General features: G+C 54.5%; 25 protein-coding genes. 10 read left to right on the top strand and 15 right to left on the bottom strand.

The genetic code is table 11. The annotated features are described in order from the left end of the window. Nucleotides 1-46: 46 nt before the first annotated feature. Nucleotides 47-2,431 carry a beta-N-acetylhexosaminidase gene (locus tag ACUY4S_RS20570; RefSeq protein ID WP_458021744.1) on the top strand — a complete coding sequence of 795 codons (2,385 nt, stop codon included), beginning with the start codon at nt 47-49 and terminating at the stop codon, nt 2,429-2,431. Nucleotides 2,432-2,512: 81 nt separating this feature from the next. Here ACUY4S_RS20570 and ridA read toward each other — a convergent pair whose 3' ends face one another. The 9 genes from ridA to arcA form a co-directional block, all read right to left on the bottom strand. Continuing rightward, complete coding sequence (ridA, locus tag ACUY4S_RS20565) at nt 2,513-2,899, bottom strand: 2-iminobutanoate/2-iminopropanoate deaminase (protein WP_312691128.1); 387 nt, start codon at nt 2,897-2,899, stop codon at nt 2,513-2,515. A gap of 73 nt (nt 2,900-2,972) precedes the next feature. Next, the gene (gene pyrI / locus ACUY4S_RS20560; RefSeq protein WP_312691129.1) at nt 2,973-3,434 is read right to left on the bottom strand and encodes an aspartate carbamoyltransferase regulatory subunit; all 462 of its coding nucleotides are present in this window, start codon (nt 3,432-3,434) and stop codon (nt 2,973-2,975) included. A 12-nt stretch (nt 3,435-3,446) separates the two neighbouring features. Next, entirely contained in the window at nt 3,447-4,382 is a 936-nt protein-coding gene (gene pyrB / locus ACUY4S_RS20555; RefSeq protein ID WP_458021743.1) for an aspartate carbamoyltransferase, read from the bottom strand. Nucleotides 4,383-4,384: 2 nt separating this feature from the next. Next, the gene (locus ACUY4S_RS20550; RefSeq protein ID WP_458021778.1) at nt 4,385-4,450 is read right to left on the bottom strand and encodes a hypothetical protein; all 66 of its coding nucleotides are present in this window, start codon (nt 4,448-4,450) and stop codon (nt 4,385-4,387) included. A gap of 163 nt (nt 4,451-4,613) precedes the next feature. Further along, the gene (locus tag ACUY4S_RS20545) at nt 4,614-5,102 is read right to left on the bottom strand and encodes an arginine repressor (RefSeq protein ID WP_312691132.1); all 489 of its coding nucleotides are present in this window, start codon (nt 5,100-5,102) and stop codon (nt 4,614-4,616) included. A 101-nt stretch (nt 5,103-5,203) separates the two neighbouring features. Then, nucleotides 5,204-6,607, bottom strand: coding sequence for a YfcC family protein (locus tag ACUY4S_RS20540; RefSeq protein WP_312691133.1), 1,404 nt, complete (start codon nt 6,605-6,607; stop codon nt 5,204-5,206). Nucleotides 6,608-6,653: 46 nt separating this feature from the next. Then, nucleotides 6,654-7,658 carry an ornithine carbamoyltransferase gene (gene argF / locus ACUY4S_RS20535; protein WP_458021742.1) on the bottom strand — a complete coding sequence of 335 codons (1,005 nt, stop codon included), beginning with the start codon at nt 7,656-7,658 and terminating at the stop codon, nt 6,654-6,656. 18 nt (nt 7,659-7,676) lie between these two features. Continuing rightward, on the bottom strand, nt 7,677-8,588 hold the full coding sequence (arcC, locus tag ACUY4S_RS20530; protein WP_312691135.1) for a carbamate kinase: 912 nt from the start codon (nt 8,586-8,588) through the stop codon (nt 7,677-7,679). A gap of 10 nt (nt 8,589-8,598) precedes the next feature. Continuing rightward, complete coding sequence (arcA, locus tag ACUY4S_RS20525; protein ID WP_312691136.1) at nt 8,599-9,819, bottom strand: arginine deiminase; 1,221 nt, start codon at nt 9,817-9,819, stop codon at nt 8,599-8,601. 679 nt (nt 9,820-10,498) lie between these two features. Between arcA and ACUY4S_RS20520 the strand changes: the two genes are divergently transcribed. Continuing rightward, complete coding sequence (locus tag ACUY4S_RS20520; protein WP_458021741.1) at nt 10,499-10,951, top strand: YhcH/YjgK/YiaL family protein; 453 nt, start codon at nt 10,499-10,501, stop codon at nt 10,949-10,951. A gap of 43 nt (nt 10,952-10,994) precedes the next feature. Here the strand turns inward: ACUY4S_RS20520 and argF (ACUY4S_RS20515) are convergent, their stop codons facing one another. Beyond that, nucleotides 10,995-11,999, bottom strand: coding sequence for an ornithine carbamoyltransferase (gene argF, locus ACUY4S_RS20515; RefSeq protein ID WP_458021740.1), 1,005 nt, complete (start codon nt 11,997-11,999; stop codon nt 10,995-10,997). Next, entirely contained in the window at nt 11,969-12,064 is a 96-nt protein-coding gene (gene argL, locus ACUY4S_RS20510) for a putative translational regulatory protein ArgL (protein ID WP_458021739.1), read from the bottom strand. Before argL ends, argF (ACUY4S_RS20515) begins: the two co-directional genes overlap by 31 nt. A gap of 97 nt (nt 12,065-12,161) precedes the next feature. Here argL and rraB point away from each other — a divergent pair, with 97 nt between their 5' ends. Together rraB and miaE are read left to right on the top strand one after the other, a co-directional pair. Next, nucleotides 12,162-12,587: a ribonuclease E inhibitor RraB gene (rraB, locus tag ACUY4S_RS20505; RefSeq protein ID WP_312691139.1), complete on the top strand. Its 426-nt coding sequence runs from the start codon at nt 12,162-12,164 to the stop codon at nt 12,585-12,587. A 45-nt stretch (nt 12,588-12,632) separates the two neighbouring features. Beyond that, the gene (miaE, locus tag ACUY4S_RS20500) at nt 12,633-13,391 is read left to right on the top strand and encodes a tRNA isopentenyl-2-thiomethyl-A-37 hydroxylase MiaE (RefSeq protein ID WP_458021738.1); all 759 of its coding nucleotides are present in this window, start codon (nt 12,633-12,635) and stop codon (nt 13,389-13,391) included. A gap of 17 nt (nt 13,392-13,408) precedes the next feature. Here the strand turns inward: miaE and ACUY4S_RS20495 are convergent, their stop codons facing one another. Further along, entirely contained in the window at nt 13,409-13,912 is a 504-nt protein-coding gene (locus ACUY4S_RS20495) for a GNAT family N-acetyltransferase (protein ID WP_312691141.1), read from the bottom strand. A gap of 188 nt (nt 13,913-14,100) precedes the next feature. Between ACUY4S_RS20495 and ACUY4S_RS20490 the strand changes: the two genes are divergently transcribed. Continuing rightward, entirely contained in the window at nt 14,101-15,303 is a 1,203-nt protein-coding gene (locus tag ACUY4S_RS20490; RefSeq protein WP_458021737.1) for a YjgN family protein, read from the top strand. An 84-nt stretch (nt 15,304-15,387) separates the two neighbouring features. Here ACUY4S_RS20490 and ACUY4S_RS20485 read toward each other — a convergent pair whose 3' ends face one another. The 3 genes from ACUY4S_RS20485 to pepA form a co-directional block, all read right to left on the bottom strand. Continuing rightward, entirely contained in the window at nt 15,388-18,243 is a 2,856-nt protein-coding gene (locus ACUY4S_RS20485) for a valine--tRNA ligase (protein ID WP_458021736.1), read from the bottom strand. Continuing rightward, complete coding sequence (gene holC, locus ACUY4S_RS20480; protein ID WP_312691144.1) at nt 18,243-18,686, bottom strand: DNA polymerase III subunit chi; 444 nt, start codon at nt 18,684-18,686, stop codon at nt 18,243-18,245. Before holC ends, ACUY4S_RS20485 begins: the two co-directional genes overlap by 1 nt. A 164-nt stretch (nt 18,687-18,850) precedes the next feature. Further along, complete coding sequence (pepA, locus tag ACUY4S_RS20475) at nt 18,851-20,362, bottom strand: leucyl aminopeptidase (RefSeq protein WP_312691145.1); 1,512 nt, start codon at nt 20,360-20,362, stop codon at nt 18,851-18,853. 153 nt (nt 20,363-20,515) lie between these two features. Between pepA and ACUY4S_RS20470 the strand changes: the two genes are divergently transcribed. The 5 genes from ACUY4S_RS20470 to ACUY4S_RS20450 all read left to right on the top strand — a co-directional run bounded on the left by ACUY4S_RS20470 (nt 20,516) and on the right by ACUY4S_RS20450 (nt 25,129). Next, on the top strand, nt 20,516-20,566 hold the full coding sequence (locus ACUY4S_RS20470; protein ID WP_216637209.1) for a hypothetical protein: 51 nt from the start codon (nt 20,516-20,518) through the stop codon (nt 20,564-20,566). Nucleotides 20,567-20,629: 63 nt separating this feature from the next. After that, nucleotides 20,630-21,730, top strand: a complete 1,101-nt coding sequence (gene lptF / locus ACUY4S_RS20465; RefSeq protein WP_312691146.1) for an LPS export ABC transporter permease LptF — start codon at nt 20,630-20,632, stop codon at nt 21,728-21,730. Further along, nucleotides 21,730-22,812 carry an LPS export ABC transporter permease LptG gene (lptG, locus tag ACUY4S_RS20460; RefSeq protein WP_312691147.1) on the top strand — a complete coding sequence of 361 codons (1,083 nt, stop codon included), beginning with the start codon at nt 21,730-21,732 and terminating at the stop codon, nt 22,810-22,812. The genes lptF and lptG overlap by 1 nt, the downstream gene beginning before the upstream one ends. Before the next feature lie 91 nt (nt 22,813-22,903). Next, nucleotides 22,904-23,395: a hypothetical protein gene (locus tag ACUY4S_RS20455; RefSeq protein ID WP_458021735.1), complete on the top strand. Its 492-nt coding sequence runs from the start codon at nt 22,904-22,906 to the stop codon at nt 23,393-23,395. Nucleotides 23,396-23,482: 87 nt separating this feature from the next. Next, nucleotides 23,483-25,129 (top strand): dihydroxyacetone kinase subunit DhaK, encoded by a 1,647-nt coding sequence (locus tag ACUY4S_RS20450; RefSeq protein WP_458021734.1) that lies wholly within the window; start codon nt 23,483-23,485, stop codon nt 25,127-25,129. Nucleotides 25,130-25,175: the final 46 nt, after the last annotated feature.

The following is a 25,175-nucleotide window of genomic DNA, read 5'->3' as shown; positions in this document are numbered from 1 at the left end:
CTAACCCAATGTTCTACTTCGCCTTCCCGCCGTCTGAAGGAACATTATGTTACGTCACAGCCTCTTAACCGCCGGGTTGCTGCTCGGCACGTCTGCCCTTGCTGCACCCGCCGGGGATTTACCCTTGATGCCGTGGCCGGCACATGTTGAACGTCCGGCGACGCAGGGAAGCCTGGTACTTGATAATGCGCTGTCGGTGCGCGTCCAGGGCGACGATCTGGGTGATGCCGTGAGTCGACTACGTGCGCGTATTGCACGCCAGACCGGCTGGACGCTCCAGCCGCAAGCGGACCACCCGAACACCGCCACCATCACGATCGCCATTGCCCATAAAGTACCCGCACAGCCGATGCCGGATAGCGATGAAAGCTACACCCTGAACGTGGACGCCAGTGGTGTGGCAATCGCGGCAAACACACGCTTCGGCGCGCTACGCGCAATGGAAACGCTGCTGCAACTGATGCAAAACGGTGCAGAAAATACCGCGCTGCCATGGGTTACCATTCATGATGCGCCGCGTTTTCCGTGGCGTGGTTTACTGCTCGACTCGGCCCGTCATTTTGTGCCCGTCGAAGACATCAAACGCCAGATTGACGGTATGGCGGCGGCAAAACTGAACGTCCTGCACTGGCATTTAACCGACGATCAAGGCTGGCGCTTCAGCTCGAAGCGCTACCCCAAACTGACCCAACTCGCCAGCGATGGGCAGTGGTACAGCGAAGATCAAATGCGCGATGTGGTGCGTTATGCCATGGTGCGCGGTATTCGTGTGGTGCCGGAAATCGACATGCCGGGGCATGCATCGGCCATTGCGGTGGCTTACCCGGAGCTGATGAGTGCGCCAGGGCCTTACACAATGGAACGTCACTGGGGCGTACTGAAACCGGTGCTGGATCCGACAAAAGCGGCAACATACGCTTTTGCTGAGACAATGATCAGCGAACTGGCCGCGATCTTTCCCGATCCTTACCTGCATGTTGGCGGCGATGAGGTGGATGACACGCAATGGAAGAACAATGCGGCGATCCAGCAATTTATGCAGCAAAACGCGCTGGCCGACAGCCATGCGTTGCAGGCCTATTTCAACCGCAAACTGGAAACACTCCTCGAAAAACACCACCGCCAGATGGTTGGCTGGGATGAGATTTACCACCCTGATCTGCCGAAGCGTATTTTGATCCAATCCTGGCAAGGGCAGGATGCGCTGGGCGAGGTAGCGAAACAGGGTTACAAAGGTATCCTTTCGACAGGCTTTTATCTCGATCAGCCGCAGTACACGGCTTATCACTACCGCAATGAAATTGTGCCGCAAGGGTTGAACGGTGTGGATACGCTCACCGATAACGACAGTGCCCAGAGCTGGGCGTTTTCGATGCCGCGCCTGAAAGGAAGCCCGGTCGAAGGGAGTTTTACGCTGGTGAAAGGCCGGGAAGGCTGGCGCGGCTTTATTGATTTTAAAGGGAAATCGCGGCGCGCTGTGCAGAACATTCACTGGTACAGCGACCATCAGGTCACGTTTACCGTCGACAGCTGGATGGGCGAAACCCGACCGGTGATCACCATTAACGAGAACAACATCGGCGGCTATTTCCTGCTGGGCAATACGCGTTACCCCATCTCCGGTATGCGGTTGGATGCGGTACCCGACGGGAAGCCTCCCGTGGTGCCGGACGCCAGTCAACAGGCGAACCTGCTTGGGGGCGAAGCGGCGCTGTGGGCGGAAAACGTCGTGGCACCCGTACTGGATATCAAACTGTGGCCGCGCGCGTTTGCGGTGGCAGAGCGCTTGTGGTCGGCGCAGGATGTGAACGATATCGACAATATGTACACCCGCCTGCAAGCGATGGACAGCTGGTCCACGGTTTCGGTTGGTCTGCAGCAGCATAGCCAGCAACTCGCACAGTTTACCCGTCTGGCGAACAGTGCCGATACGGTGCCGCTACAAATCCTCGCCCAGGCGATTGAACCGGCGCATTACTACACGCGCCAGCATCTGAAATTCCAGGCGGGCAATTACCATCAGTTTGAGCCGCTTAACCGTTTTGCCGATGCGCTGGCTGCAGAGAGCTATACCGTGCGGCAGATGAATAAATGGGCCGAGCGACTGGTCAGCGATGCAGAAGATAGCGAAAGTGCCGATGCACTGCGCCATATCTTCAACCGTTGGCAGAACAATACCAGCGATGCGCTGGCGCTCAGCACCAGCAACGCGCTGTTAAAACCGATGCAGCCGGTAATAACCGAGGTCGACAAACTGGCAGCGATTGGCCTGCGGCTGACGGATCTGGTGGCGAGGCAGGGAACGCTGGATGAGGGCGAAATTACCGCGATTCAGAATGAGCTGGATAATGCGGCGAAGACCCAGGATGAAGTGGTGATTGCCGCCGTCGTACCGCTGGAAACACTGCTGCGGGCAACACATAACCGATAATAAAAGAGCCGGACAGCGAGTGAGTATGTCCGGCTCTGAAGAGCGCAGGCCTGATGACGGAACCGCCATCAGGCCCGTGTCTTAACGGCGTACAGCAATGGCTTCGATTTCGATCTTCACATCTTTCGGCAGACGTGCCACTTCCACGCAGGAGCGCGCCGGGAACGCGGCATTGTGCTCAGTAAAGAACGCTTCGTAGGTGGCGTTTACGGTCGCGAAATCATTAAGATCTTTGACGAACACTGTGGTTTTCACAATGTCGCCCACTTTCAGACCCGCCGCTTCGACGATTGCTTTCACGTTTTCCAGCGACTGACGCGCCTGTGCTGCGATGTCGTCCGGCACGCTACCCGTTTTCGGATCAACCGGGATCTGACCGGAAGTAAGGATCATATTGCCAAGATCAACAGCCTGCACATACGGGCCGATAGCTGCTGGTGCATTTTCCGTCGCGATAACTTTGGTCATAATAGTTCCTGAATGACTACAAATAGGGGTTCCTGCTCATTATAGGGAGGGCGTACCCCAATACCAACCGCAATTAGTTCGCCAGCACCACATGGTGCGAGAACTCTTTCTCACAGTATTTGCACTTCAGCGCGATATCGTCCGCCCGTTTTTTCACGGCGAAGCTGGAGAAGACCGGCTCCGCGTGGCTGATGCAGTTACTGTTCGGGCACACCAGCACGCCGACAATATGATCCGGCAGACTCGGGCGCGATTTACCCACAACTTCGTAATCGTCAATACGGTTTACCGTGGCGTGCGGGGCATACAGTGCTAACTGATTAACCTGCTCGGCGGTCAGAAAGGTGTTTTCAATTTTAATCAAATCCTTACGGCCCATCTCGCCCGATGGCAGATTCAGGCCGATGGTGATGCGTTGATCGGTTTCGGTCAGTTTGAACAGCGTCAGCAGCTTAAAGCCGACCCGTGCCGGAATATGGTCAATCACGGTGCCGCATTTGATGGCTTCGACCTGCAGTTTATTATCGTGAGTCATTGTCATTCTCCCTTACAGAGCCAAATCGCGATTGAGAACCAGCGCCAGCAGTGCCTGGCGGGCGAAAATACCGTTACCGGCTTGCTGGAAATACCAGGCGTGCGGCGTTTTATCCACATCGGTGGTGATTTCATCAACACGCGGCAGTGGGTGCAGCACTTTCATATTGCTGCGCGCCCCGGTCAGGTCGCTGGCGCGCAGCACAAACTGCGCTTTAACGTTGGCGTATTCCGACGGGTCGAGGCGCTCTTTCTGCACGCGGGTCATATACAGGATATCGACGTCTGCCATCACCTCTTCGATGCTGGCGTGTACGCTCCAGGCCATGCCTTTCTCATCCAGCATGTCGAGGATGTACTGCGGCATTGCCAGCGCATCCGGCGCGATAAAGTAGAAACGGTTACCGCTGAACTTGGCCAGCGCCTGCGCCAGCGAGTGCACGGTACGGCCATACTTCAGGTCGCCGACCATCGCGATATGAAGATTTTCCAGGCGGCCCTGCGTTTCCTGAATGGTAAACAGATCCAGCAAGGTTTGCGTCGGGTGCTGATTCGCGCCGTCGCCTGCGTTCAGGACCGGAATGCCGCCAGAAAACTCCGTGGCCAGTCGTGCCGCACCTTCCTGTGGGTGTCGCATCACAATAGCGTCCACATAGGTGCTGATCACCGAGACGGTGTCTGCCAGCGTTTCACCTTTCTTGCCAAGCGAGGTGTTGCTGCTGTCAGAGAAACCGACGACGCTGGCGCCGAGTCGGTGCATCGACGTTTCGAAAGAGAGACGCGTGCGGGTAGAGGCTTCAAAGAAACAACTGGCGATCACTTTATGCTTCAGCAGTTCTGGCTGGGGGTTAGCCTTCAGGCGTGCTGCGGTGTCGAGTACCAGTTCCAGTTCTTCGCGGCTGAGATCGTTTATGGAAATGATATGTTTTTGATACAGCGGGTTAGCCATGTTTATCTCCTGACGACTGCGCAAAAAAAAAGCCCCTCAATAGAGGGGCTGTGGAATACGGTGAGCAACGGGAAAGAAAAACGGCAGGTCAGCGCCCTTTTTCAGGCGCGGTAAGACAGTTTGTCGTACACACTTGACCATGCATCCTCCCGGCAAATTGTCCCGGATTATACGCAGCTGTTTTTGCGGATCAAGCGAATGATGCACATTTTAATCATGGCAAACGGTTCTCTATGAATATAAATGCGTTTTAAGTAAATATTTTATTTGCTTGTACACCAGCGCAGTGCGTGCGACCTCACGCGGAGCGACCCAGACAATGCTGCTGCCGGCCACCACCCCGAGCACGCCGGATAACTGCTGGTAATCCAGAATCCGAGCCACGGCGCGGCCATAGCCTGCCGCCGTATGGATAAGGATAAATTCGCTATTGTGCTCGACGCTGACCACCATTTCAGATACCGATCTGGCGGCATCCGGCGCGGGACGTGACTGCGGATTTACCGAATAAATTTTTTGCCCTTTTGCGTTGCGAATTTTAATCACGCCGAGCAATTTCAACAGACGGGAAACGGTAGACTGGCTGATACTGTCAAAACCGCGATCCTGCAGATCGCGGCGAATTTCCTCCTGCGAGAGGTAGCTTTTTTCGCTGATCAGACGCTGGCAAACCTCCAGCTGTAGCTGCTCTTTTGCAGAATAATCTCCATATTCGTTCATGTTATTTTTCCCATTGATGTGCCAACAGCCCGGCAATACAGTGCAACCGGGCCTACATAAACCTGACTGTAGGCCAGATAAGCACAGCGTCATCCGGTACGCTACAGCAGGGCGCCAAGGCTCAACGCCGCCATGATCAGAACAGTCAGGATCGCCAGCAGCGGTGCCACCCATTTCAGGTAACGCACATAGGGAACATGAGCAATCGCCAGACCGCCCATCACCACCGCGGAGGTGGGCGTGACCAGATTGACAAGGCCAGATGCCGATTGATAGGCCGTGACCACCAGGTCGCGGTTGACGTTAGCGAAATCAGCCAGCGGCGCCATGATCGGCATCGTCAGAACCGCCAGCCCGGATGAAGAAGGCACAAGAAACGACAGCACCACCTCCAGCCAGTACATCACGTTGATAAACGCAATCGTGGATAACCCGCTGACCATGCCCTCTGCGCTGTGCAGAATCGTGTGAGTAATCATTCCCTTATCCATGATCACCACGATGCCGCGCGCAATGCCAATAATCAGTGCCACGCCCAGCAAGTCCCGCGCACCGTTGATAAAGGTGGACGTCAGCTCCTCTTCACTCATTCTGGCAATAACGCCAATGATAATCGCACTGGCGAGAAACACCGCCGAGATCTCCGCCATCCACCAGCCGCGCACCGAAACGCCGTAAATCATCACCGCGAAAGCCAGCACAAAAATCATCAGGATAATTTTTCGAACCGGCGTAAACGCCAGCGACTGTGCCGATTTATTGCCGAGAAACCAGGCCCGGTCTTCTTCCTGCTTGTCGGCGACTATTGATAGCGCCGGGTTACTCCGCACTTTCCGCGCGTAACGCATCACCCACGCCACGCAGACTAGCCAGCCAGTTAATAACATAACAACACGCAGGATCATGCCGTGGGTAAAGGGGATCCCGGCGGCGTTGGCGGCAATCACCGTGGCAAAGGGGTTGATGGTCGAACCGAGTGTACCAATCCCCGCGCCGAGCAGGATGGTCGAGGCCGCAACCACTGGATCGAACCCGGCAGCCAGCATCACCGGCACCAGCAACGTATAGAACGGTAACGACTCTTCCGCCATACCGTAGATGGTGCCGCCTGCGGCGAAGAGCGCCATCAGAATCGGGATCATCCACTCTTCACGCCCGCGCAGACGGGTAGTGACGCGCTCAATACCGGCATCGATCGCCCCTGTTTTGGTGACGATGCCCAGAAAACCGCCGATGATCAGAATAAATAACGCCACATCAATGGCGCCCGCCTGGCCGCTCACGGGATCGTAGAGGCCGCTGATTGGCGCCATGATCACCGCAATCAGCCCTTGTGGATGGGCTGCAACGTGCGCATAGGTTCCGGCAATGGGCACCTCTTTACCGAGCGCCGGGTTCATTGCCATTTGATACTGCCCGGCGGGGATCACCCAGCTTAGTGCTGCAACAGCGGCAATCAGACAAAAGAGAATGGTGTAAGCGGAAGGGAATTTGAACTTGCCCATGATGTTCTCCGTAGCCCCGGCGCACCCGTGGCGCGCCGGGTGAAGGTTAGTCGCCGAGTGTTGCCACCATGACCGCTTTAATGGTGTGCATACGGTTTTCTGCTTCGTCAAAGACGATAGAGGCAGGGGACTCAAACACCTCTTCGGTGACTTCCAGCCCTTTCAACCCGTACGCCATTTCAATTTCACTGCCCACTTTGGTGTGCTCGTTGTGGAAGGCGGGCAGACAGTGCATAAATTTGACGTTAGGGTTGCCGGTCGCTTTCACTACGGCGGCATTGATCTGATAGGGTTTCATCAGGCTGACGCGTTCAGACCAGGCTTCTTTCGGCTCACCCATCGACACCCAGACGTCGGTGTAAAGAAAATCAACACCCTGAACGCCTTCCTCCACATCTTCGGTGAGCATAATGCGAGCGCCGGTCTGCTGCGCAATGTCGCGGCAGCGGGCAACCAGCGTCTCTTCCGGCCAGAAGGACTTCGGTGCCACCAGGCGGATATCCATCCCCATTTTTGCCCCCCCCACCATCAGCGAGTTACCCATGTTGTTACGGGCGTCGCCCAGATAGGCAAAACTCAAATCTTGCAGGGACTTACCGGGCGCATGCTCCAGCATGGTCATCAGATCGGCGAGGATCTGCGTGGGGTGGAACTCGTTGGTTAAGCCGTTCCATACCGGCACGCCAGCATATTGCCCCAGCTCTTCCACGATCGCTTGCCCGTAACCGCGATATTCAATGCCGTCATACATCCGGCCCAGTACGCGTGCAGTGTCCTTCATTGATTCTTTATGGCCAATTTGTGAACCGCTTGGCCCGAGATAAGTCACCTGTGCGCCCTGATCGAAAGCACCAACTTCAAACGCGCAACGGGTGCGGGTAGAGGTTTTTTCAAAGATCAGCGCAATGTTTTTGCCGACCAGTGTTTTCTTTTCTCGCCCGGCTTTTTTGTCGGCTTTTAGCGTAATGGCCAGATCGATCAGGTGTTGGATCTCGGCCGGTGTGTAGTCCAGCAGTTTAAGAAAGTTACGGTTTTTCAGCGTGATAGTCATTTCAGTGTCCTTATGAAATCAGTTACGAATCAGAGTGCCTTTATCCCCGGCGAGGATGGAAAGGCCATCGGCCAGTGCGCCGATCCCGGCGATGCCGTTGCAGGCTTCAACGAACTGGCGACAGGCGGCGACTTTGGGGCCCATCGAACCGGCGTCGAAGGTCATTTCTTTCAGAACCGCGGGTGAGATTTGCGCCAGCGGGCGCTGCGTCGGTTTTCCCCAATCGAGATAGACAGCGTCGGCATCGGTCAGGATCAGCAGGGCATCGGCTTCGATCTGGCGTGCCAGTAGCGCGGCGGAGAGGTCTTTGTCGATCACGGCTTCAATACCGTGGTAGCCGTTGGCGTTTTCCACCACCGGCACGCCGCCACCGCCGTTACAGATCACCAGATGGTCTCGCTGGATCAGCGCCATAATGGCGTCGCTTTCTACAATGCGTTTGGGTTGTGGAGAGGGAACAACGCGACGGAAATAACGCCCGTCGGCTTTGAATAACCAGCCTTTTTCGTGCTGTAACGCATTTGCCTGCGCTTCGCTATAAACCGGGCCGATATATTTGGTCGGGTTGCGGAATGCCGGATCGGCTGCATCCACTTCGACCTGTGTGAGCAGGACGCTCACTTCACGCTGTGGCAGCTGATTTTTCAGTGCCTGTTGCAGCATGTAGCCAATCATTCCCTGGCTTTCCGCTCCCAGAATGTCGAGCGGGTAGGGTGTCACTTTGTCATAGGCACTATTTTGCAGCGCCAGCAAGCCGACTTGCGGCCCGTTGCCGTGCACCAGCACCACGTTCCATTGCCCGGTCAGCGCGGCGATGGTGCGGGCGGCGAGATCGATGTTCTGCCTTTGGATTGCCGCTTCAAGAGGTTCGCCACGTTTGAGTAGTGCATTGCCGCCGAGAGCGACAACCAGCGTCGGTTTTCTGTCCATGATGGCTCCTTTAAATTCCGTCTCGTTCCAGCGGGCAACTCATGCAGCGTGCGCCGCCGCGCCCGCGTCCCAGTTCGTCGCCGGGGATTGGCAGAACAGTGATCCCCGCTTTGTCGTATTTTTCGTTGGTCCAGATGTTGCGTTCATAGCCCACCACCACACCTGGGCGCAGCGTCAGGACATTGTTGGCGTCGTTCCACTGTTCGCGCTCCGCTTCAAAGGCATCGCCGCCGGTGGTGATCAAACGCACCTGATCAATGCCGAGGGCTTTTTCAATGGCGTGCAATAAGTCCTGTTCCTGGGTGCGTTGCAGGCCGCCGCGCCCGTCCGGGGTGAGCGTCCAGCACTGGGCGTCTTTGCGTACCACTTCGGGGTAAACAGAGAAAACGTCGACATCGATATGTGTCATTACCGTATCGAGGTGCATGCAGGACCGGTGCTTCGGCAGTTCTACGGCGATAACGCGCTCTGCCTGACGGTGTTTAAACAGGCTGTTGGCAAGAAACTCGACGCCCTGCGGCGTGGTGCGTTCCGACAGTCCAATTAATACCGCGCCGCGACCAATGACTAAAACATCGCCGCCTTCGAGAGTGGCATGGTCATAATTAATATTTTCATCGCCGAAATATTTAATAAAATCACCCCCGGCGAAGGCTGGGTGCCAGCGATATATTGCGCGGAGATTATTGGTTTCGCGTTGACGGGCTGTTTTAGCCATCGGATTAATCGACACACCGTTATAAATCCAGCATGAGGTATCGCGGGTAAATAAATGGTTAGGCAGCGGCTTCATAATAAAATCATTGGCTGTGTGGGTATCAACAACCATATTTTTAATCATTGCCGGAATTTCACCATAAGTCAGGCCACCGCTCAGTCGCCGCGCCAGTTCGCGGTGCGGCATATCTGCCAGCCAGCTTCGCACATCGCCAGCGAAGGTTGGCCCGAGTCGATAATCAGAGATTTGCATCTCCAGTAGCCAGGCTTTTGCTTCTGCTATATCAAGCGTTTGTGTCAGCAAGTCGGTTAACAGCAGGACTTCAACACCCTGTTCGCGCAGCGTGTTAGCAAAAATATCATGTTCGGCACCGGCCCGCTCCACCGATAAAACATCATCAAAGAGCAACTCCTGACAATTAGACGGGGTTAAGCGTTTCAGGCTTAAATTTGGGCGGTGCAACATGACACTACGTAATTGACCTATTTCAGAACCGACGTAATGCTTTTCCATAATTATTCCTTTAACTGTTTTTAAGAATAAAAAGGGGGCGCGCCATGTAAATGCATTAATTTCATGGCGGGGTAAATTCAATTAATTTTCACGGCTAATAGTAGATGTGACGGGAATTAAAAATGTGACATGGCTCACGTCGAAATGGCGACAGAATGCTTTGTTTTCGAATGCATGATTCGTATCAGAGAATAGTAATTTAGCCATAATATAAGGATGAATGCCTACGCGTTAATGCGTGTAATTATTTATGGTTGTTATGAGTATGTGGTGATTGATTGATTTTTATTATTATTTAACTCGTTGATTTTTAATGTGTTAGCGGTTCTTGATACATAGATATGCACTAAAGGGAATACAATATTCTTTCCCTTGGCCTTCGTCAGGGATAATTATTGTTTTTATGCAGAAATAAACGGGATGATAAAATGTGATGTGCCAGCATGTTTTTTGATAAGAGGTTAATTATCAATGCATTGTGGTACAAGCCACCGTTAATCATTTCTGGCTTTATGCAGGATTACTGCATAAATTCGGCCTGCGCTTTAACAGCCAATTAACATCATTTCCAATAACTATGCGCTGTAACAAATCTCCTGCAAAAAAGGGTGGTAGGTGCGCGGGAATTTTCGTATAAACATGAGAAATGAAACAGTGTTTTATATCGAGGGTTTGAACAATGATCGTTGGCAATATTCACCATTTACAGTCCTGGTTGCCGCAGGAGCTGCGCCAGGCTATCGAGCATATTAAGCAGCATGTTACCGATGCAACGCCGGTGGGTAAGCATGATATCGACGGTAGCCGTTTGTTTTATCTGGTATCAGAAGATATGACACAACCGTTTGTTGAACGTCGCGCGGAGTATCACGCCCGGTATCTTGATATTCAGATCGTGCTGAAAGGGCAGGAGGGGATGACATTCAGTACGCAGCCCGCGGGCGCGCCGGACACCGACTGGCTGGCAGACAAAGACATCGCCTTTTTGCCGGAAGGGGTGCAGGAAAAGACCGTGGTGCTGAACGAAGGCGACTTTGTTGTGTTCTATCCGGGCGAAGTGCATAAACCGCTGTGTGCAGTGAACGCGCCCGCACAGGTACGCAAAGTGGTTGTGAAACTGCTGGTGGGCTAAAAATGGCGGCCCGGTAGCGTTGCGCACACCGGGCCTGTAAAGGTTATTGGCTCAGGGTTGCTACCATTACCGCTTTGATGGTGTGCATGCGGTTTTCCGCCTGGTCAAACACAATGCTTGCCGGGGATTCGAACACCTCGTCGGTCACTTCCATTCCGCCGTGTAAACCAAACTCTTCCGCCATTTTTTTGCCAAGCGTGGTTTGATCATCATGGAATGCGGGCAGGCAATGCAGGAATTTCACCTGCGGGTTGCCGGTCAGCGACAGCATTTTGCTGTTGACCTGGAAGGGACGCAGCAGCGCAATACGTTCCGCCCACTTCTCTTTGGCTTCTCCCATCGACAACCAGACATCGGTATAGATGAAATCCGCACCCTTCACGCCTGCAGCGATATCTTCCGTCAGGGTAATATTGCCGCCGTTTTTGATTGCCAGCGCCTGGCATTCCGCCACCAGGCTGGCATTCGGCCAACAGGCTTTTGGCGCGACCAGACGTAAGTCCAGCCCCACCAGCGCTGCAGCCTCCAGCATGGAGTTACCCATGTTGTTGCGCGCATCGCCCGCATAGACCAGCGTCATCTGGCTGAACGGTTTACCCGGCAGATGCTCACGCATCGTTAGCAGATCCGCCAGCAACTGTGTTGGGTGAAACTCATCGGTTAATCCATTCCAGACCGGCACGCCGGCATACTGCGCCAGTGTTTCAACGATCGGCTGGCCGTAGCCGCGATACTGAATGCCGTCATACATCCGGCCCAGTACGCGCGCGGTATCTTTAATTGACTCTTTATGCCCAATCTGACTGCCGCTTGAGCCGAGATACGTTACGCGGGCACCCTGATCAAATGCGGCAACTTCGAAAGAGCATCGTGTACGGGTTGAGTCTTTTTCGAAGATGAGCGCGATGTTTTTGCCGGTAAGCTTCTGGACTTCCTGGCCTTTTTTCTTGTCAGCCTTCAGTTGAGAGGCAAGTTGCAGCAGGGAATTGATTTCCGCAGAGGTAAAATCGAGTAATTTTAAGAAGTGTTTTTGATAAAAAGAAGACATGTTTTCCTCACATGGCAAAGGCCACTAGTTGAATTAAAATTCAATTTATATGTATGAATATGCATTTGCAACCCCGGGAAAGAAATCTTTTCTGCAGAGAGTGGAGGCATTGACGGCGGTGTGTGACAATAAGTGTATCTGCCACATTATGAGGAACGAGCCATGGCGAACCCGGAACACCTGGAAGAACAGCGCGAAGAGACGCGTTTGATTATTGAAGAATTGCTGGAAGACGGCAGCGATCCTGACGCGCTTTACACCATTGAGCATCACCTGTCGGCAGACGACTTTGAGACGCTGGAAAAAGCGGCGGTTGAAGCGTTCAAACTGGGTTACGAAGTGACCGAGCCGGAAGAGCTGGAGCTGGAAGAGGGCGACGTCGTGATCTGTTGCGATGTGCTGAGCGAAAGTGCATTGAATGCCGATCTGATCGATGCGCAGGTTGAGCAGTTGCTGAATCTGGCCGAGAAGTTCGACGTCGAATATGACGGGTGGGGCACTTACTACGAAGATCCGAACGCCGAAGAAGGCGACGAGGATGATGATGACGAGTACCTCGACGAAGAAGATGATGGAGTACGTCACTGAGTGACCGTTGCGGCAGCCCAGGCTGCCGCATAGCAAGGAACAGCCATGGATTACCTGCAAATACTCGCCCCTGTTTCAGCCTTCCTTCACTGCCCGACACCGCAATCCTGGATAGACAAAGCCCGCGATCCGGCAATGCTACCGCTGCTCTTAACCGATCATATGGTGTGCGAGCTGAAAGCCGCGCAAACCGCGATGTTACTGGTGCGCAAATATGTGGCGGATAAAAGCGGCGCAGATGCGCTGCTGGCGTGGCTGAAACCCTATGAAGCATTCACCTTTCGCGAAGGGCCGGAGCCGGACTTTGTTGCACTGCATAAGCAAATCAGCAAAAGCGTCATGCCGCAGACTGATGACGCCTGGGGCCAACAACTTATCGACAGCATGGTGTTGTTGATTAAAGAAGAGCTGCACCACTTCTGGCAAGTGCGCGAAGCGATGCAGGTCCGTCACATTCCCTACGTGAAAATCACAGCCAGCCGCTATGCCAAAGGGATGCTGAAAGAAGTTCGCACCCATGAGCCGCTGACGCTGGTCGATAAATTAATTTGCGGGGCTTATATCGAAGCCCGTTCTTGTGAGCGTTTTGCGGCTCTGGCACCGTGGCTGGAAGAGGATTTGCGCAAGTTCTATTTGTCGCTGTTGCGCTCCGAGGCGCGCCATTACCAGGATTACCTGACGCTGGCGCAGGCGATTTCAACGGTGGATATTGCCCCGCGTGTACGCCATTTCGGTGAGGTGGAAGCGTTGCTTATCACGACGCCGGATTCGGAGTTTCGTTTTCACAGCGGTGTGCCGGTGTAATACTGCGCGCTGCGCTATTACAGCGTTTTCAACATCCGAACTTCGCAGTCCACGTGGCCGGTACAACCCAGCGGCCCGTCGATATGCTCAAAACCTAAATGCTCATACAGGCCGATGGCATCGGTAAGAAAGGCGGTGGTTTCCAGATAACAGCGTTTGAATCCCTGAATGCGGGCGTGTTCCAGTGCCATGTGCGCCAGTTTTTTCGCCAGGCCCTGGCCGCGTGCGGCGGGCAGGAAATACATCTTCTGCAATTCGCAGATGTCCGGTTCGCTGCATTTGAGCGGCGCAACGCCGCCTCCGCCTACGACATTGCCGTTTTGTTCCACAACCCAGTACGCACAGCCAGGTCGGCTGTAAAGCTGATAGAGCTCGTCCAGTTCCGGGTCGGCAACGGTGTAGCCTTTATCGGCGGTAAGGCCATATTCCGCCGAAACCTGACGGATCACCGAGGCGATAGCTGCGTTGTCTGTCGCAGCAATCCGGCGCATTTTTACCTCTACCGGCGCGGTCACATTCATTTCTGCACTCTGTTTTTGTGGGGATAACGTGATCCTGCTTAATACCACTACAGAAACCTTCTGGCAAGACCAGGAATATTGGGCGCTATATTTTAGCCTTAACTAATCTAAAATAAATTGTGGAGATAACCCTGCCGCAATATTGTTGTGGTGTACTTTTTTATGTCTCTTTTACGATAAGGATTGTTATGACTTCCGAAACTCCTGGTTCCGCGGCCACGCCTGTGCGTCGTTTTCTTTTTCAAGGCAGTGGTAAAGGCTATTTCTTGGTGTGGCTGGTAAATATTCTGCTTACCTTAATAACGTTGGGGTTATATTTGCCCTGGGCGTTAGTACGCGCGCGCCGTTATTTTTACGAAAATACCGAACTCGCTGGTGCCCGTTTTTCTTACCATGCCACCGGGCGCTCTATTTTCGTGGGCTGGCTGTGTCTGCTGGTACTGTATGCGATTTTCTTTATTAACGTTGCGTATGAAAACATCGCTCTGCAACTCTGTATGATTGCGCTGTTCCTGATTTTCTTCCCGTGGTTGATCACGCAGGGGCTGCGTTATCAGATGTTGATGACGGAAATCAACGGCGTACGTTTTAACTTTTATGCGAGCCCGCTTCGCGCCTGGTGGGTAATGATGGGGTGCCCGCTGCTGATTATTATCGCATCGGTGGTCGTGTTCTCTTTCTTTACCACATCGGCATTAAGTAGTGACTCATATGGCGCTATTGCTACGCTAATTGGCATCGGTATGTTGGTATTACTGCTGGGCATTGCCATTATGCAAGGTGTATATGCTGCGCAGTGGTTCGGTATGCTGATAAATAATCTGCAATACGGCAAACTGAAATTCTCCGGCGAGATCTCAATGAAAAAATGCATCACCATTGTGGTGCTGTCGATGTTGCTGTTCGTGCCGTTTATCGTGCTGGTTATGGTGCTGGTCGTTCCGTCATTTATTACGTTGCAAGAGTATGCCTACGCAGCGGGCGGCGATCCGGAGCAATTAGCCATGATGATGGGGCCGCTGTATGGCAAATTAATGCTGAGCTACCTGATTTATATCGCCGGGGCGATTGTCTGCTTCCTGTTCGCGTTTGTGAAACTGCGTGCTTACATTTACGGGCAACTGGTTCTGGAAGGGGGGATTCGTTTCTCTTCTACGGTCGGCATCGGTCGCATGTTCTGGATCTCCATCTCTAACATGCTGGTGTGCTTCATTACGCTGTTCCTGGCCTGGCCGTGGGCAAAAGTGCGTATGACCCGTTACTTGCTGGAAAATACCCTTGTACATGGCGATCTGGAAGCTGTCACGCTTGAAGATCACGGCGTGCAACCGGCCAAAGATCCGGCAAACCTGCTGGCGCGTGGTCTGTCGTTCTATCCGGCAGCGTTTTAATCTGCGTGTATTGCGCAGGGCTTTTTCGTCCTGCCAATAAAAAAACCGGGCATATAGCCCGGTTTTTTCTTTAACGCAGAGTGATTACAGCGCGGCGATAACGGCCTGTTGCTCAATCAACTTCGCTTTGGCTTCTGCATACCCTTCCAGCTTCTCACGCTCTTTCGCAATCACCGCTTCCGGTGCGCGAGCAACAAAGCCTTCATTGCCGAGTTTGCTTTCGATGCGGCCAATTTCTTGCTCCACTTTCGCCACTTCTTTTGCCAGACGCGCCAGCTCAGTCTCTTTATCGATAAGACCAGCCATTGGGATCAGTAACTCTGCGCCATCAACGATCTTGGTAACCGATACCGGGCCTTTATCGTTGTCAGCGAGCAGGGTGATGTTCTCCAGGCGCGCCAGCGTTTGCAGGAAGCTGAGGTTATCGTTCACACGACGTTTAACCTCTTCGCTTGCGCTACGCAGCAGCAGCTCCAGCGGTTTACCCGGGGAGATGTTCATCTCAGCACGGATATTACGTACTGCGATGATCGCCTGCTTCAGCCATTCGGTATCCGCCAGCGCTTTCTCGTCAACCTGAGCGGCGTCGTATTGCGGGAACGGCTGCAGCATGATGGTGTCTGCAGTAATGCCTTTCAGCACTTTCACGCGCTGCCAGATCGTTTCCGTGATAAACGGAATGATCGGATGCGCAAGACGCAGCAGACCTTCCAGCACGGTAACCAGCGTATGGCGGGTACCGCGCAGTTCCGCGTCAGAACCGCCATTCATAACCGGTTTGGTCAGCTCAAGGTACCAGTCACAGAACTGGTTCCACGTGAACTCGTACAGGATGCCTGCTGCAATGTCGAAGCGGTAGTTATCCAGCGCATCACGGTAAGCTTTAATGGTCTGGTTGAATTCAGCGAGGATCCAGCGATCTGCCAGCGACAGCACTTTTTCGCCGCCGTTAAAGCCACAATCCTGATCTTCGGTGTTCATCAGCACAAAGCGGCTGGCGTTCCACAGCTTGTTACAGAAGTTACGATAACCTTCCAGGCGCTTCATATCCCAGTTGATATCGCGTCCGGTAGATGCCAGCGCCGCTAGCGTGAAGCGCAGGGCATCGGTGCCATGCGGTTCAATGCCGTCCGGGAACTGTTTCTCGGTGCGCTTGCGGATTTTCTCCGCCAGCTGCGGCTGCATCATGTTGCCGGTGCGTTTTTCCAACAGATCCGCCAGCGAAATACCGTCCACCATATCCAGCGGGTCAATCACGTTGCCCTTGGATTTGGACATCTTCTGGCCTTCGTCATCGCGGATAAGGCCCGTCATGTAGACGGTCTTAAACGGCACCTGCGGTTTGCCATTCTCATCTTTGATAAAGTGCATGGTCATCATGATCATGCGCGCAATCCAGAAGAAGATGATGTCGAAGCCGCTGACCATGACGCTGGTCGGGTGGAACTGACGCAGCGCGTCGGTGTTTTCCGGCCAGCCGAGGGTCGAGAAGGTCCACAGCGCAGAAGAGAACCAGGTATCGAGCACGTCTTCGTCCTGACGCAGGGCGATGTCCGCAGAGAGGTTATTCTCCTGACGCACTTCGTCTTCGCTGCGACCAACATAAACGTTGCCATCGTTGTCGTACCAGGCCGGAATACGGTGGCCCCACCACAGCTGGCGGGAGATACACCAGTCCTGAATGTCACGCATCCAGGAGAAGTACATGTTTTCGTACTGCTTCGGTACGAACTGGATATCGCCGTTTTCCACTGCTTCAACTGCCGGTTTCGCCAGTACGTCGGCACGCACGTACCACTGGTCGGTCAGCATCGGTTCAATCACCACGCCGCCGCGATCGCCATAAGGAACGGTCAGGTCGTGCGGTTTGATCTCTTCCAGCAGGCCGAGCGCGTCTACTGCGGCGACCATTGCTTTACGCGCGGCAAAACGCTCCAGTTTCTGGAAATCTGCCGGGATGTCTGCCGGGTAAACGTCGGATTCGTTACCGTTGGTGTCATACACCTGCGCGCTTTCACGGATATCGCCGTCAAAGGTCAGGATGTTGATCATCGGCAACTTGTGGCGACGACCCACTTCGTAGTCGTTAAAGTCATGCGCCGGGGTAATTTTCACGCAGCCGGTGCCTTTTTCCATGTCGGCGTGTTCATCGCCAACAATCGGAATACGGCGGTTCACCAGCGGCAGTACTACAAATTTGCCAATCAGATCTTTGTAACGCGGATCTTCCGGGTTTACCGCTACGCCGGTATCGCCGAGCAGGGTTTCCGGACGCGTGGTGGCGACGACAAGATAATCTTTACCGTCGGCGGTTTTTGCACCGTCGGCCAGCGGGTAGCGGATATGCCACATTGAGCCTTTGGACTCGCGGTTTTCCACTTCCAGATCGGAAATGGCGGTGCGCAGTTTCGGATCCCAGTTTACCAGGCGTTTGCCACGGTAAATCAGGTCTTCCTGGTACAGGCGGACAAAGACTTCTTTTACGGCATTGGATAGGCCTTCGTCCATGGTGAAGCGCTCACGCTCCCAGTCCACAGAGTTGCCAAGACGGCGCATCTGGCGGGTAATGGTGCCGCCAGATTCCGCTTTCCACTGCCAGATTTTATCGATAAACGCTTCGCGACCGTAGTCGTGACGGGTTTTCCCTTCTTCTGCGGCAATTTTACGTTCAACCACCATCTGGGTAGCGATACCGGCATGGTCAGTCCCCGCCTGCCACAGGGTGTTTTTGCCCTGCATGCGCTGGTAACGGATCATGGTATCCATGATGGTTTGCTGGAAGGCGTGGCCCATATGCAAACTGCCGGTGACGTTCGGCGGCGGGATCATGATGCAGAAGCTTTCCTGGCTTTCATCACCGTTGGGTTTGAAATAGCCCTGCTTTTCCCACTGCTCGTACAGCGGCTGTTCGATATCTTTGGGGTTGTATGTCTTTTCCATTATTTCCAGGTTGCCGTGTTCAGGTTGAAACCGGCCACGCGGTAGGCTTTATAGCGTTCGCGCGCCAGTTGTTTCAGAGAGTCTTCATAAGGAACGAAGTCTACCACTTCTGTGAAAGCGGTGGCAAAATCTGCAAATTCCACGCGCAGGCTGATCAATACATCGCGCGGACTGCTACTGCGCTTTTGCGGCCAGGCCAGCTCGACTGGCGCACCACCGCGTGGACCTTCGCCCGCCAGGTTGTGCGGAACAAAGCTTTCCGGCGGACGCGCCCACAGCGCCTCATCCAGCCGAATCGCCTGTTGCTCATCAGCACAGGCGATCAACACGCGTTTGCCATTGCGCCAACGTTCTGCGGCAATCTCACACACCAGTTGTTCTACGGCGTTTAAGCCATCAACGGCGTTGTCATTGTCCAGAAGGTAGAACGTTGCATTTTTCATATATGGGGCTTTTGGTTGAGGATTTAAACGCTATATCTGTCGTCGTTGGCGTAGCCGCTTTGTCGGCTGCCTTTGCGCACCCCAGTCACAGAGGTCACTCTGCTCTTGGGGATTTGCACAGTTGCCGTCACCCGGCAATCGCAGCCATCCGGCGTGGACGACAACTACTCTTCGCCGTTAAATCCGGCGCGGTTCAGCAGGAATTGCGACAGCATCGCAACCGGACGGCCGGTGGCACCTTTGGCTTTACCGGAGCGCCATGCCGTCCCGGCGATGTCCAGGTGGGCCCAGTTGTACTTACGCGCAAAGCGCGACAGGAAGCAACCCGCGGTGATTGCTCCGCCAGGACGGCCGCCAATGTTCGCCATATCCGCAAAATTAGACTCCAGTTGCTCCTGGTATTCGTCGCCCAGCGGTAAACGCCATGCGCGGTCACCCGCCTGTTCAGACGCGCCAATCAGTTCATGCGCTAGCGGATTATGGTTCGACAGCAGGCCGGTAATATGATGGCCCAACGCAATCACGCATGCGCCGGTCAGCGTTGCCACATCGATCACCGCTTCCGGCTCGAAACGCTCCACATAGGTCAGTACATCGCACAGTACCAGGCGGCCTTCCGCGTCCGTATTCAGTACTTCAACGGTCTGGCCGGACATGGTGGTCAGCACATCACCCGGGCGGTACGCACGCCCACCAGGCATGTTTTCACAGCCCGCCAGCACACCAATCACGTTGATCGGCAATTGCAGCTCGGCCACCATGCGCATCACGCCATATACAGCCGCCGCGCCGCACATATCGTATTTCATCTCATCCATGCCTTCGGCAGGTTTGATCGAAATACCGCCAGAGTCGAACGTCAGGCCTTTACCGACCAGCACGATCGGGCGCGCATCTTCAGACGGGTTGCCTTTGTATTCGATGACCGACATCAGCGATTCGTTCTGCGAACCCTGGCCTACTGCCAGGTAGGAGTGCATCCCCAGCTCGCGCATCTGTTGCTCGCCAATAACGCGCGTGATGACGTTTTTACTATAGGTGTCGGCCAGCTGGCGTGCCTGAGAGGCGAGGTAACCGGCATTACAAATGTTTGGCGGCATGTTACCGAGATCTTTCGCTGCTTTAATACCGGCGGCAATGGCCAGCCCATGCTGAATGGCGCGCTCGCCACTGGTCAGCTCGCGGCGGGTCGGCACGTTAAACACCATTTTACGCAGCGGACGACGTGGCTCGCTTTTGTTGGTTTTCAGTTGATCGAAGCTGTACAGCGTCTCTTTCGCGGTTTCGACGGCCTGGCGTACTTTCCAGTAAGTGTTACGCCCCTTGACGTGCAATTCAGTCAGGAAACAGACGGCTTCCATTGAGCCTGTATCATTCAGCGTATTGATTGTTTTCTGGATTACTTGCTTGTACTGGCGCTCATCCAGTTCACGCTCTTTACCGCAGCCAATCAGCAAAATACGCTCAGAGAGGACATTCGGTACGTGATGAAGCAACAACGTTTGCCCCGGCTTGCCTTCCAGTTCGCCGCGACGCAGCAGCGCGCTGATGTAGCCGTCGCTGATCTTATCAAGTTGTTCGGCAATCGGAGAGAGTCGGCGCGGCTCAAAGACACCGACAACGATGCAGGCACTCCGCTGTTTCTCCGGGCTACCGCTTTTTACACTGAACTCCATGCACTACGCTCCTGAATCTTAAAGACAACGGCGGCGGCTACGGATAGAATTGCAAGCTTTCGTAACTCGTGTCCGCTGTTGCGGTGACTTCGTGTTAATCTTAATGTTACTTCGGTTTAGGCGCGTCAGAATCGGGTCTTACGCACGTATCCGCTGAGTATATTAATCTTAGCGATGATTTCGACGACTCAAGAGAATAAATGACGTTTAAGCCATGAAACAAGCGATTTTCCAGGAAAAAGACTGGTTTTTACGGGCGTAATTAAAGTGATAATCATAAGATATCTGGCTCGGGAGACGCTGAAAAGCCAGCTTGCGATACTATTCATCCTGCTTTTGATTTTCTTTTGTCAAAAACTGGTACGAATTTTAGGCGCAGCGGCAGACGGTGAAATCCCTACCAACCTTGTACTCTCCTTGCTGGGTCTGGGCGTGCCTGAAATGGCGCAGCTTATCCTGCCGTTGAGTCTGTTTCTCGGCCTGCTCATGACGCTGGGTAAACTTTATACCGAAAGCGAAATCACGGTTATGCACGCCTGCGGTCTCAGTCGCGGCGTCCTGGTGAAAGCCGCCATGATCCTTGCGCTGTTTACCGGTGCGGTGGCGGCAGTCAACGTGATGTGGGCTGGCCCGTGGTCGTCTCGCCATCAGGATCAGGTGCTGGCAGATGCCAAAGCCAACCCCGGCATGGCCGCACTGGCACAGGGCCAGTTCCAGCAGGCATCAGATGGCAATTCCGTCCTGTTTATCGAAGGGGTGGAAGGCCGCACTTTCCATAACGTCTTCCTTGCGCAGCTTCGCCCAAAAGGCAATGCGCGCCCGTCGGTCGTGGTTGCCGATTCGGGGCAAATTAGCCAGCATAAAGATGGTTCCCAGGTGGTGACGCTTAACAAAGGCACGCGCTTTGAAGGGACAGCGATGCTGCGTGATTTCCGCATCACGGATTTCCAGAATTACCAGGCGGTTATTGGCCATCAGGCCGTTACGCTCGATCCTTCGGATACCGAGCAGATGGATATGCGCACGCTCATCAATACCGATAACGATCGCGCCCGCGCAGAGCTGCACTGGCGTTTAACGCTGGTATTCACGGTGTTTATGATGGCGCTGATGGTTGTGCCGCTGAGCGTGGTGAACCCGCGTCAGGGGCGGGTGCTCTCCATGTTGCCGGCAATGCTGCTGTACCTTGTTTTCTTCCTGCTGCAAACGTCGCTGCGTTCCAACGGTGCGAAAGGCAAGCTGGATCCAATGATCTGGATGTGGGCAGTGAACCTTCTTTATCTGGCGCTGGCTGTCGCGCTGAATCTCTGGGATACCGTGCTAATGCGCCGGATCCGCGCCCGTTTTGCGCCAGGAGGAGCGGTATAATGCAGGCTTTTGGCGTACTTGACCGCTATATCGGTAAAACCATTTTCACCACCATCATGATGACGTTATTCATGCTGGTGTCGCTCTCCGGCATTATCAAGTTTGTTGATCAGCTGAAAAAAGCCGGGCAAGGCTCGTACGACGCGCTGGGCGCGGGGATGTACACCATCCTCAGCGTGCCGAAAGATATTCAGGTCTTCTTCCCAATGGCGGCGCTGCTTGGCGCACTGCTGGGCCTGGGCATGCTGGCGCAACGCAGTGAGCTGGTGGTGATGCAGGCTTCCGGCTACACCCGTATGCAGGTGGCGTTATCGGTGATGAAAACAGCGATCCCGCTGGTGCTGCTGACCATGGCGATTGGCGAGTGGGTAGCTCCCCAGGGCGAGCAGATGGCACGTAATCAGCGCGCGCAGTCGATGTATGGCGGTTCGTTGCTCTCTACCCAGCAAGGGCTGTGGGCTAAAGACGGCAACGACTTTGTCTATATCGAGCGGGTGAAAGACGAGAATGAACTGGGCGGCGTCAGTATTTACGCGTTCAACAATGAGCGCCGCTTGCAGTCGGTTCGGTATGCGGCCTCCGCGAAGTTTGATACCGACCAGAAAATCTGGCGTCTGTCGCAGGTGGATGAATCGAACCTGACCGATCCGAAACAGATCACCGGCACGCAGACCGTCAGCAACACGTGGAAAACAAACCTCACGCCAGACAAACTCGGCGTGGTGGCGCTTGATCCAGACGCGCTGTCGATTAGCGGCTTGCACAACTATGTGAAGTATCTGAAGTCGAGTGGCCAGGATTCCGGGCGTTACCAGCTCAACATGTGGAGCAAAATCTTCCAGCCGCTCTCCGTCGCGGTGATGATGTTGATGGCGCTGTCGTTTATCTTTGGCCCGCTGCGTAGCGTGGCGATGGGCCTACGCGTGGTGACCGGTATCAGCTTTGGGTTTGTGTTCTACCTGCTGGATAAGATTTTTGGCCCACTGACGCTGTATTACGGCATTCCCCCGGTATTGGGAGCACTGTTACCAAGTGCGACCTTCTTCTGCATCAGTTTATGGTTGATGATGCGCAAAAGTTAACCCGCTACCGTTTTCAGGCAGTGGCCGAAGCGGTTTGTGTCTATCTCTGGAGAGGCTGCGGCCTCTCTTCGCTTTTCAGCAAGGAATTGGCATGTTGTCATGGTTGATCCGCAGTATCCTGCGTTTTTCCGCTATTTTCTTTTTCGCCATGCTCAGTTCCGTGCTGATCCTGGCGGTAATTGGCGCGCAGTGGTTTGCTTCGTTGATTGGCGACAGCGTCGTGCTGGTAGTTGAAGTTCTGATCACCATGATGGCGTTAGGCCTGGTGGCGTATTTCACCCGCCGTGCCGATGCGCTGGCACGCGTCGTGGGGACAGTGCGGCCAGGCTCTCCGGAAGAAAAGCAGGCTGATCGGGTATTACCCCGCTTTGATCTTGCGGAAAAAACGCTCGAATTTGCCTGTTTTATCTTTTTACCGCCCGCGATTGCCGGTTTTGTCCTGCTTGATGAGCGCCTTTCTATGTACCTGCACGGCGGGTTGCTGGTGCTGGCAATGGTGGGCGCATTCTGGCAAAGCCATCGCCTTGAACAGCTGCGCGCGCTTCGCGGGTATCGCACCATCTTTGGCCGGACAACACCGTAACCGTAACTCAGTAAATTCTGTTCTTTGTGTCGTGGCGCGCGCCAGGGGCTATGCTTTTGCATACCATTCACAACATAGTGGAAGACCATGTCCAGATTCTTTTTCAATGACCGCAAACAACTGGTCAATGATGCCATTGAAGGTTTGGTAATTTCAGCTCCGCACGGCAACCTCGTCCGACTCGATATTGATCCTGCTATTCGTATTGTTGCCCGTGCCGACTGGGATAAAAGCCGCGTGGCGGTGATTTCCGGCGGTGGCTCCGGCCACGAACCCGCCCATGCCGGGTTTGTGGGTAAAGGCATGCTGACAGCGGCCGTCTGTGGCGATGTTTTTGCCTCGCCGAGTGTCGATGCCGTTCTCAATGCCATTGTCGCGGTCACCGGCGATCGCGGTTGCCTGCTGATTGTCAAAAACTACACTGGCGACCGGCTGAACTTTGGCCTCGCGGCTGAAAAAGCCAAGCGCTACGGCCTGAAGGTGGAGATGGTGATTGTCGCTGATGACATCGCCCTGCCAGACAACAAACAGCCGCGCGGCATTGCGGGTACTGCACTGGTCCACAAAATCGCCGGTCATGCTGCTGAACACGGTAAATCGCTCAGCGAAGTACGCGACATTGCCCAACAGGCCTGCGACAACGTCTACAGCCTCGGGCTGGCAATGGAAACCTGCAACCTGCCGGGCAGTGACAGCGAGGAAGGGCGTATTCAGCAAGGCAAAGTTGAACTGGGGTTAGGCATCCATGGCGAACCGGGCGCCAGCACGGTTGATACCCACAACAGCAAAGCGCTGATCGAGACGCTGGTTAAACCGTTACAGGCGGCGGTCGGTAACGATCGCGTCGCGGTACTGATCAACAACCTGGGCGGGGTATCAGCACTGGAAATGGCGCTGCTGACCAAAGAACTGGCGCACTCCGCGTTAAAAGACCAGATTGCCTATCTGATTGGTCCCGCGCCGCTGGTCAGTTCACTGGATATGAAAGGTTTCTCGTTGTCATTACTGCGGCTGAATGAACAGTTTGAGCAGGCCATTTGCGCCGAGGTGCAGACCGTCGGCTGGCAGAAACCGGTGCCGTTCGCGCCGATGAAAACACAGTCGCACAATGCCGTATACGATGGACTGGAAATTGAACCTTCAGAGAACCCGAAGGTGAGGGCGCTGGTCAGCCGTGCCGCACAAACGCTGATCGACCTGGAAAACCGCCTCAATGCGCTGGATGCGAAGGTTGGCGACGGCGATACCGGCTCCACTTTTGCCGAAGGCGCGCATGAAATCGTGCGTTTACTGGGAAACAATGCGCTACCGCTTAATAACAGCGCCCAGTTGCTGCAACTGACGGGCGAGCGTCTGGCAACGGTAATGGGCGGCTCCAGCGGCGTGCTGATGTCAATCTTCTTTACCGCCGCAGGCCAGGCGGTACAAAGCGGAACGGCTCTGCCTGAAGCATTGCTCCTTGGGCTGAAGCAGATGAAACATTATGGCGGGGCGGATCTGGGCGATCGCACCCTGATCGATGCGCTGCAACCGGCATTAGAAGCGCTGCGCGACAGCGGGCTGGATGCGGCCGTGGCAGCGGCAAAAACCGGAGCTGCCAGCACCGCGACCATGCAAAAAGCGGGGGCGGGGCGCTCATCCTATGTCAACAGCGAAAACCTTAATGGCGTGAGCGATCCGGGGGCGGTGGCCATTGCCGGGGTGTTTGCCGCCATCGCAGAACAGGCCCGATAATCGTTATCTGATAGCGCCCCCTGGCACGGCATGTACCTGGGGGCGC

The organism is Kosakonia beeri (assembly GCF_054165705.1).
The sequence above is the reverse complement of the archived record's forward strand: the minus strand, read 5'-3'. Positions and strand labels throughout refer to the sequence as shown.

Excerpts from the sequence above, each read along its gene's own strand:
- ACUY4S_RS20540 (WP_312691133.1), bottom strand. The coding sequence starts at position 6,607 with ATGGGCAAGTTCAAATTCCCTTCCGCTTACACCATTCTCTTTTGTCTG.
- ridA (WP_312691128.1), bottom strand. The coding sequence starts at position 2,899 with ATGACCAAAGTTATCGCGACGGAAAATGCACCAGCAGCTATCGGCCCG.
- pyrB (WP_458021743.1), bottom strand. The coding sequence starts at position 4,382 with ATGGCTAACCCGCTGTATCAAAAACATATCATTTCCATAAACGATCTC.
- ACUY4S_RS20455 (WP_458021735.1), top strand. The coding sequence starts at position 22,904 with ATGTTGTCATGGTTGATCCGCAGTATCCTGCGTTTTTCCGCTATTTTC.
- argF (WP_458021740.1), bottom strand. The coding sequence starts at position 11,999 with ATGTCTTCTTTTTATCAAAAACACTTCTTAAAATTACTCGATTTTACC.
- pyrI (WP_312691129.1), bottom strand. The coding sequence starts at position 3,434 with ATGACTCACGATAATAAACTGCAGGTCGAAGCCATCAAATGCGGCACC.
- lptG (WP_312691147.1), top strand. The coding sequence starts at position 21,730 with ATGCAGGCTTTTGGCGTACTTGACCGCTATATCGGTAAAACCATTTTC.
- arcA (WP_312691136.1), bottom strand. The coding sequence starts at position 9,819 with ATGGAAAAGCATTACGTCGGTTCTGAAATAGGTCAATTACGTAGTGTC.
- pepA (WP_312691145.1), bottom strand. The coding sequence starts at position 20,362 with ATGGAGTTCAGTGTAAAAAGCGGTAGCCCGGAGAAACAGCGGAGTGCC.
- ACUY4S_RS20520 (WP_458021741.1), top strand. The coding sequence starts at position 10,499 with ATGATCGTTGGCAATATTCACCATTTACAGTCCTGGTTGCCGCAGGAG.
- argL (WP_458021739.1), bottom strand. The coding sequence starts at position 12,064 with ATGCATATTCATACATATAAATTGAATTTTAATTCAACTAGTGGCCTT.
- holC (WP_312691144.1), bottom strand. The coding sequence starts at position 18,686 with ATGAAAAATGCAACGTTCTACCTTCTGGACAATGACAACGCCGTTGAT.
- ACUY4S_RS20570 (WP_458021744.1), top strand. The coding sequence starts at position 47 with ATGTTACGTCACAGCCTCTTAACCGCCGGGTTGCTGCTCGGCACGTCT.
- ACUY4S_RS20490 (WP_458021737.1), top strand. The coding sequence starts at position 14,101 with ATGACTTCCGAAACTCCTGGTTCCGCGGCCACGCCTGTGCGTCGTTTT.
- ACUY4S_RS20545 (WP_312691132.1), bottom strand. The coding sequence starts at position 5,102 with ATGAACGAATATGGAGATTATTCTGCAAAAGAGCAGCTACAGCTGGAG.
- rraB (WP_312691139.1), top strand. The coding sequence starts at position 12,162 with ATGGCGAACCCGGAACACCTGGAAGAACAGCGCGAAGAGACGCGTTTG.
- ACUY4S_RS20450 (WP_458021734.1), top strand. The coding sequence starts at position 23,483 with ATGTCCAGATTCTTTTTCAATGACCGCAAACAACTGGTCAATGATGCC.
- ACUY4S_RS20485 (WP_458021736.1), bottom strand. The coding sequence starts at position 18,243 with ATGGAAAAGACATACAACCCCAAAGATATCGAACAGCCGCTGTACGAG.
- argF (WP_458021742.1), bottom strand. The coding sequence starts at position 7,658 with ATGACTATCACGCTGAAAAACCGTAACTTTCTTAAACTGCTGGACTAC.
- miaE (WP_458021738.1), top strand. The coding sequence starts at position 12,633 with ATGGATTACCTGCAAATACTCGCCCCTGTTTCAGCCTTCCTTCACTGC.
- ACUY4S_RS20495 (WP_312691141.1), bottom strand. The coding sequence starts at position 13,912 with ATGAATGTGACCGCGCCGGTAGAGGTAAAAATGCGCCGGATTGCTGCG.
- arcC (WP_312691135.1), bottom strand. The coding sequence starts at position 8,588 with ATGGACAGAAAACCGACGCTGGTTGTCGCTCTCGGCGGCAATGCACTA.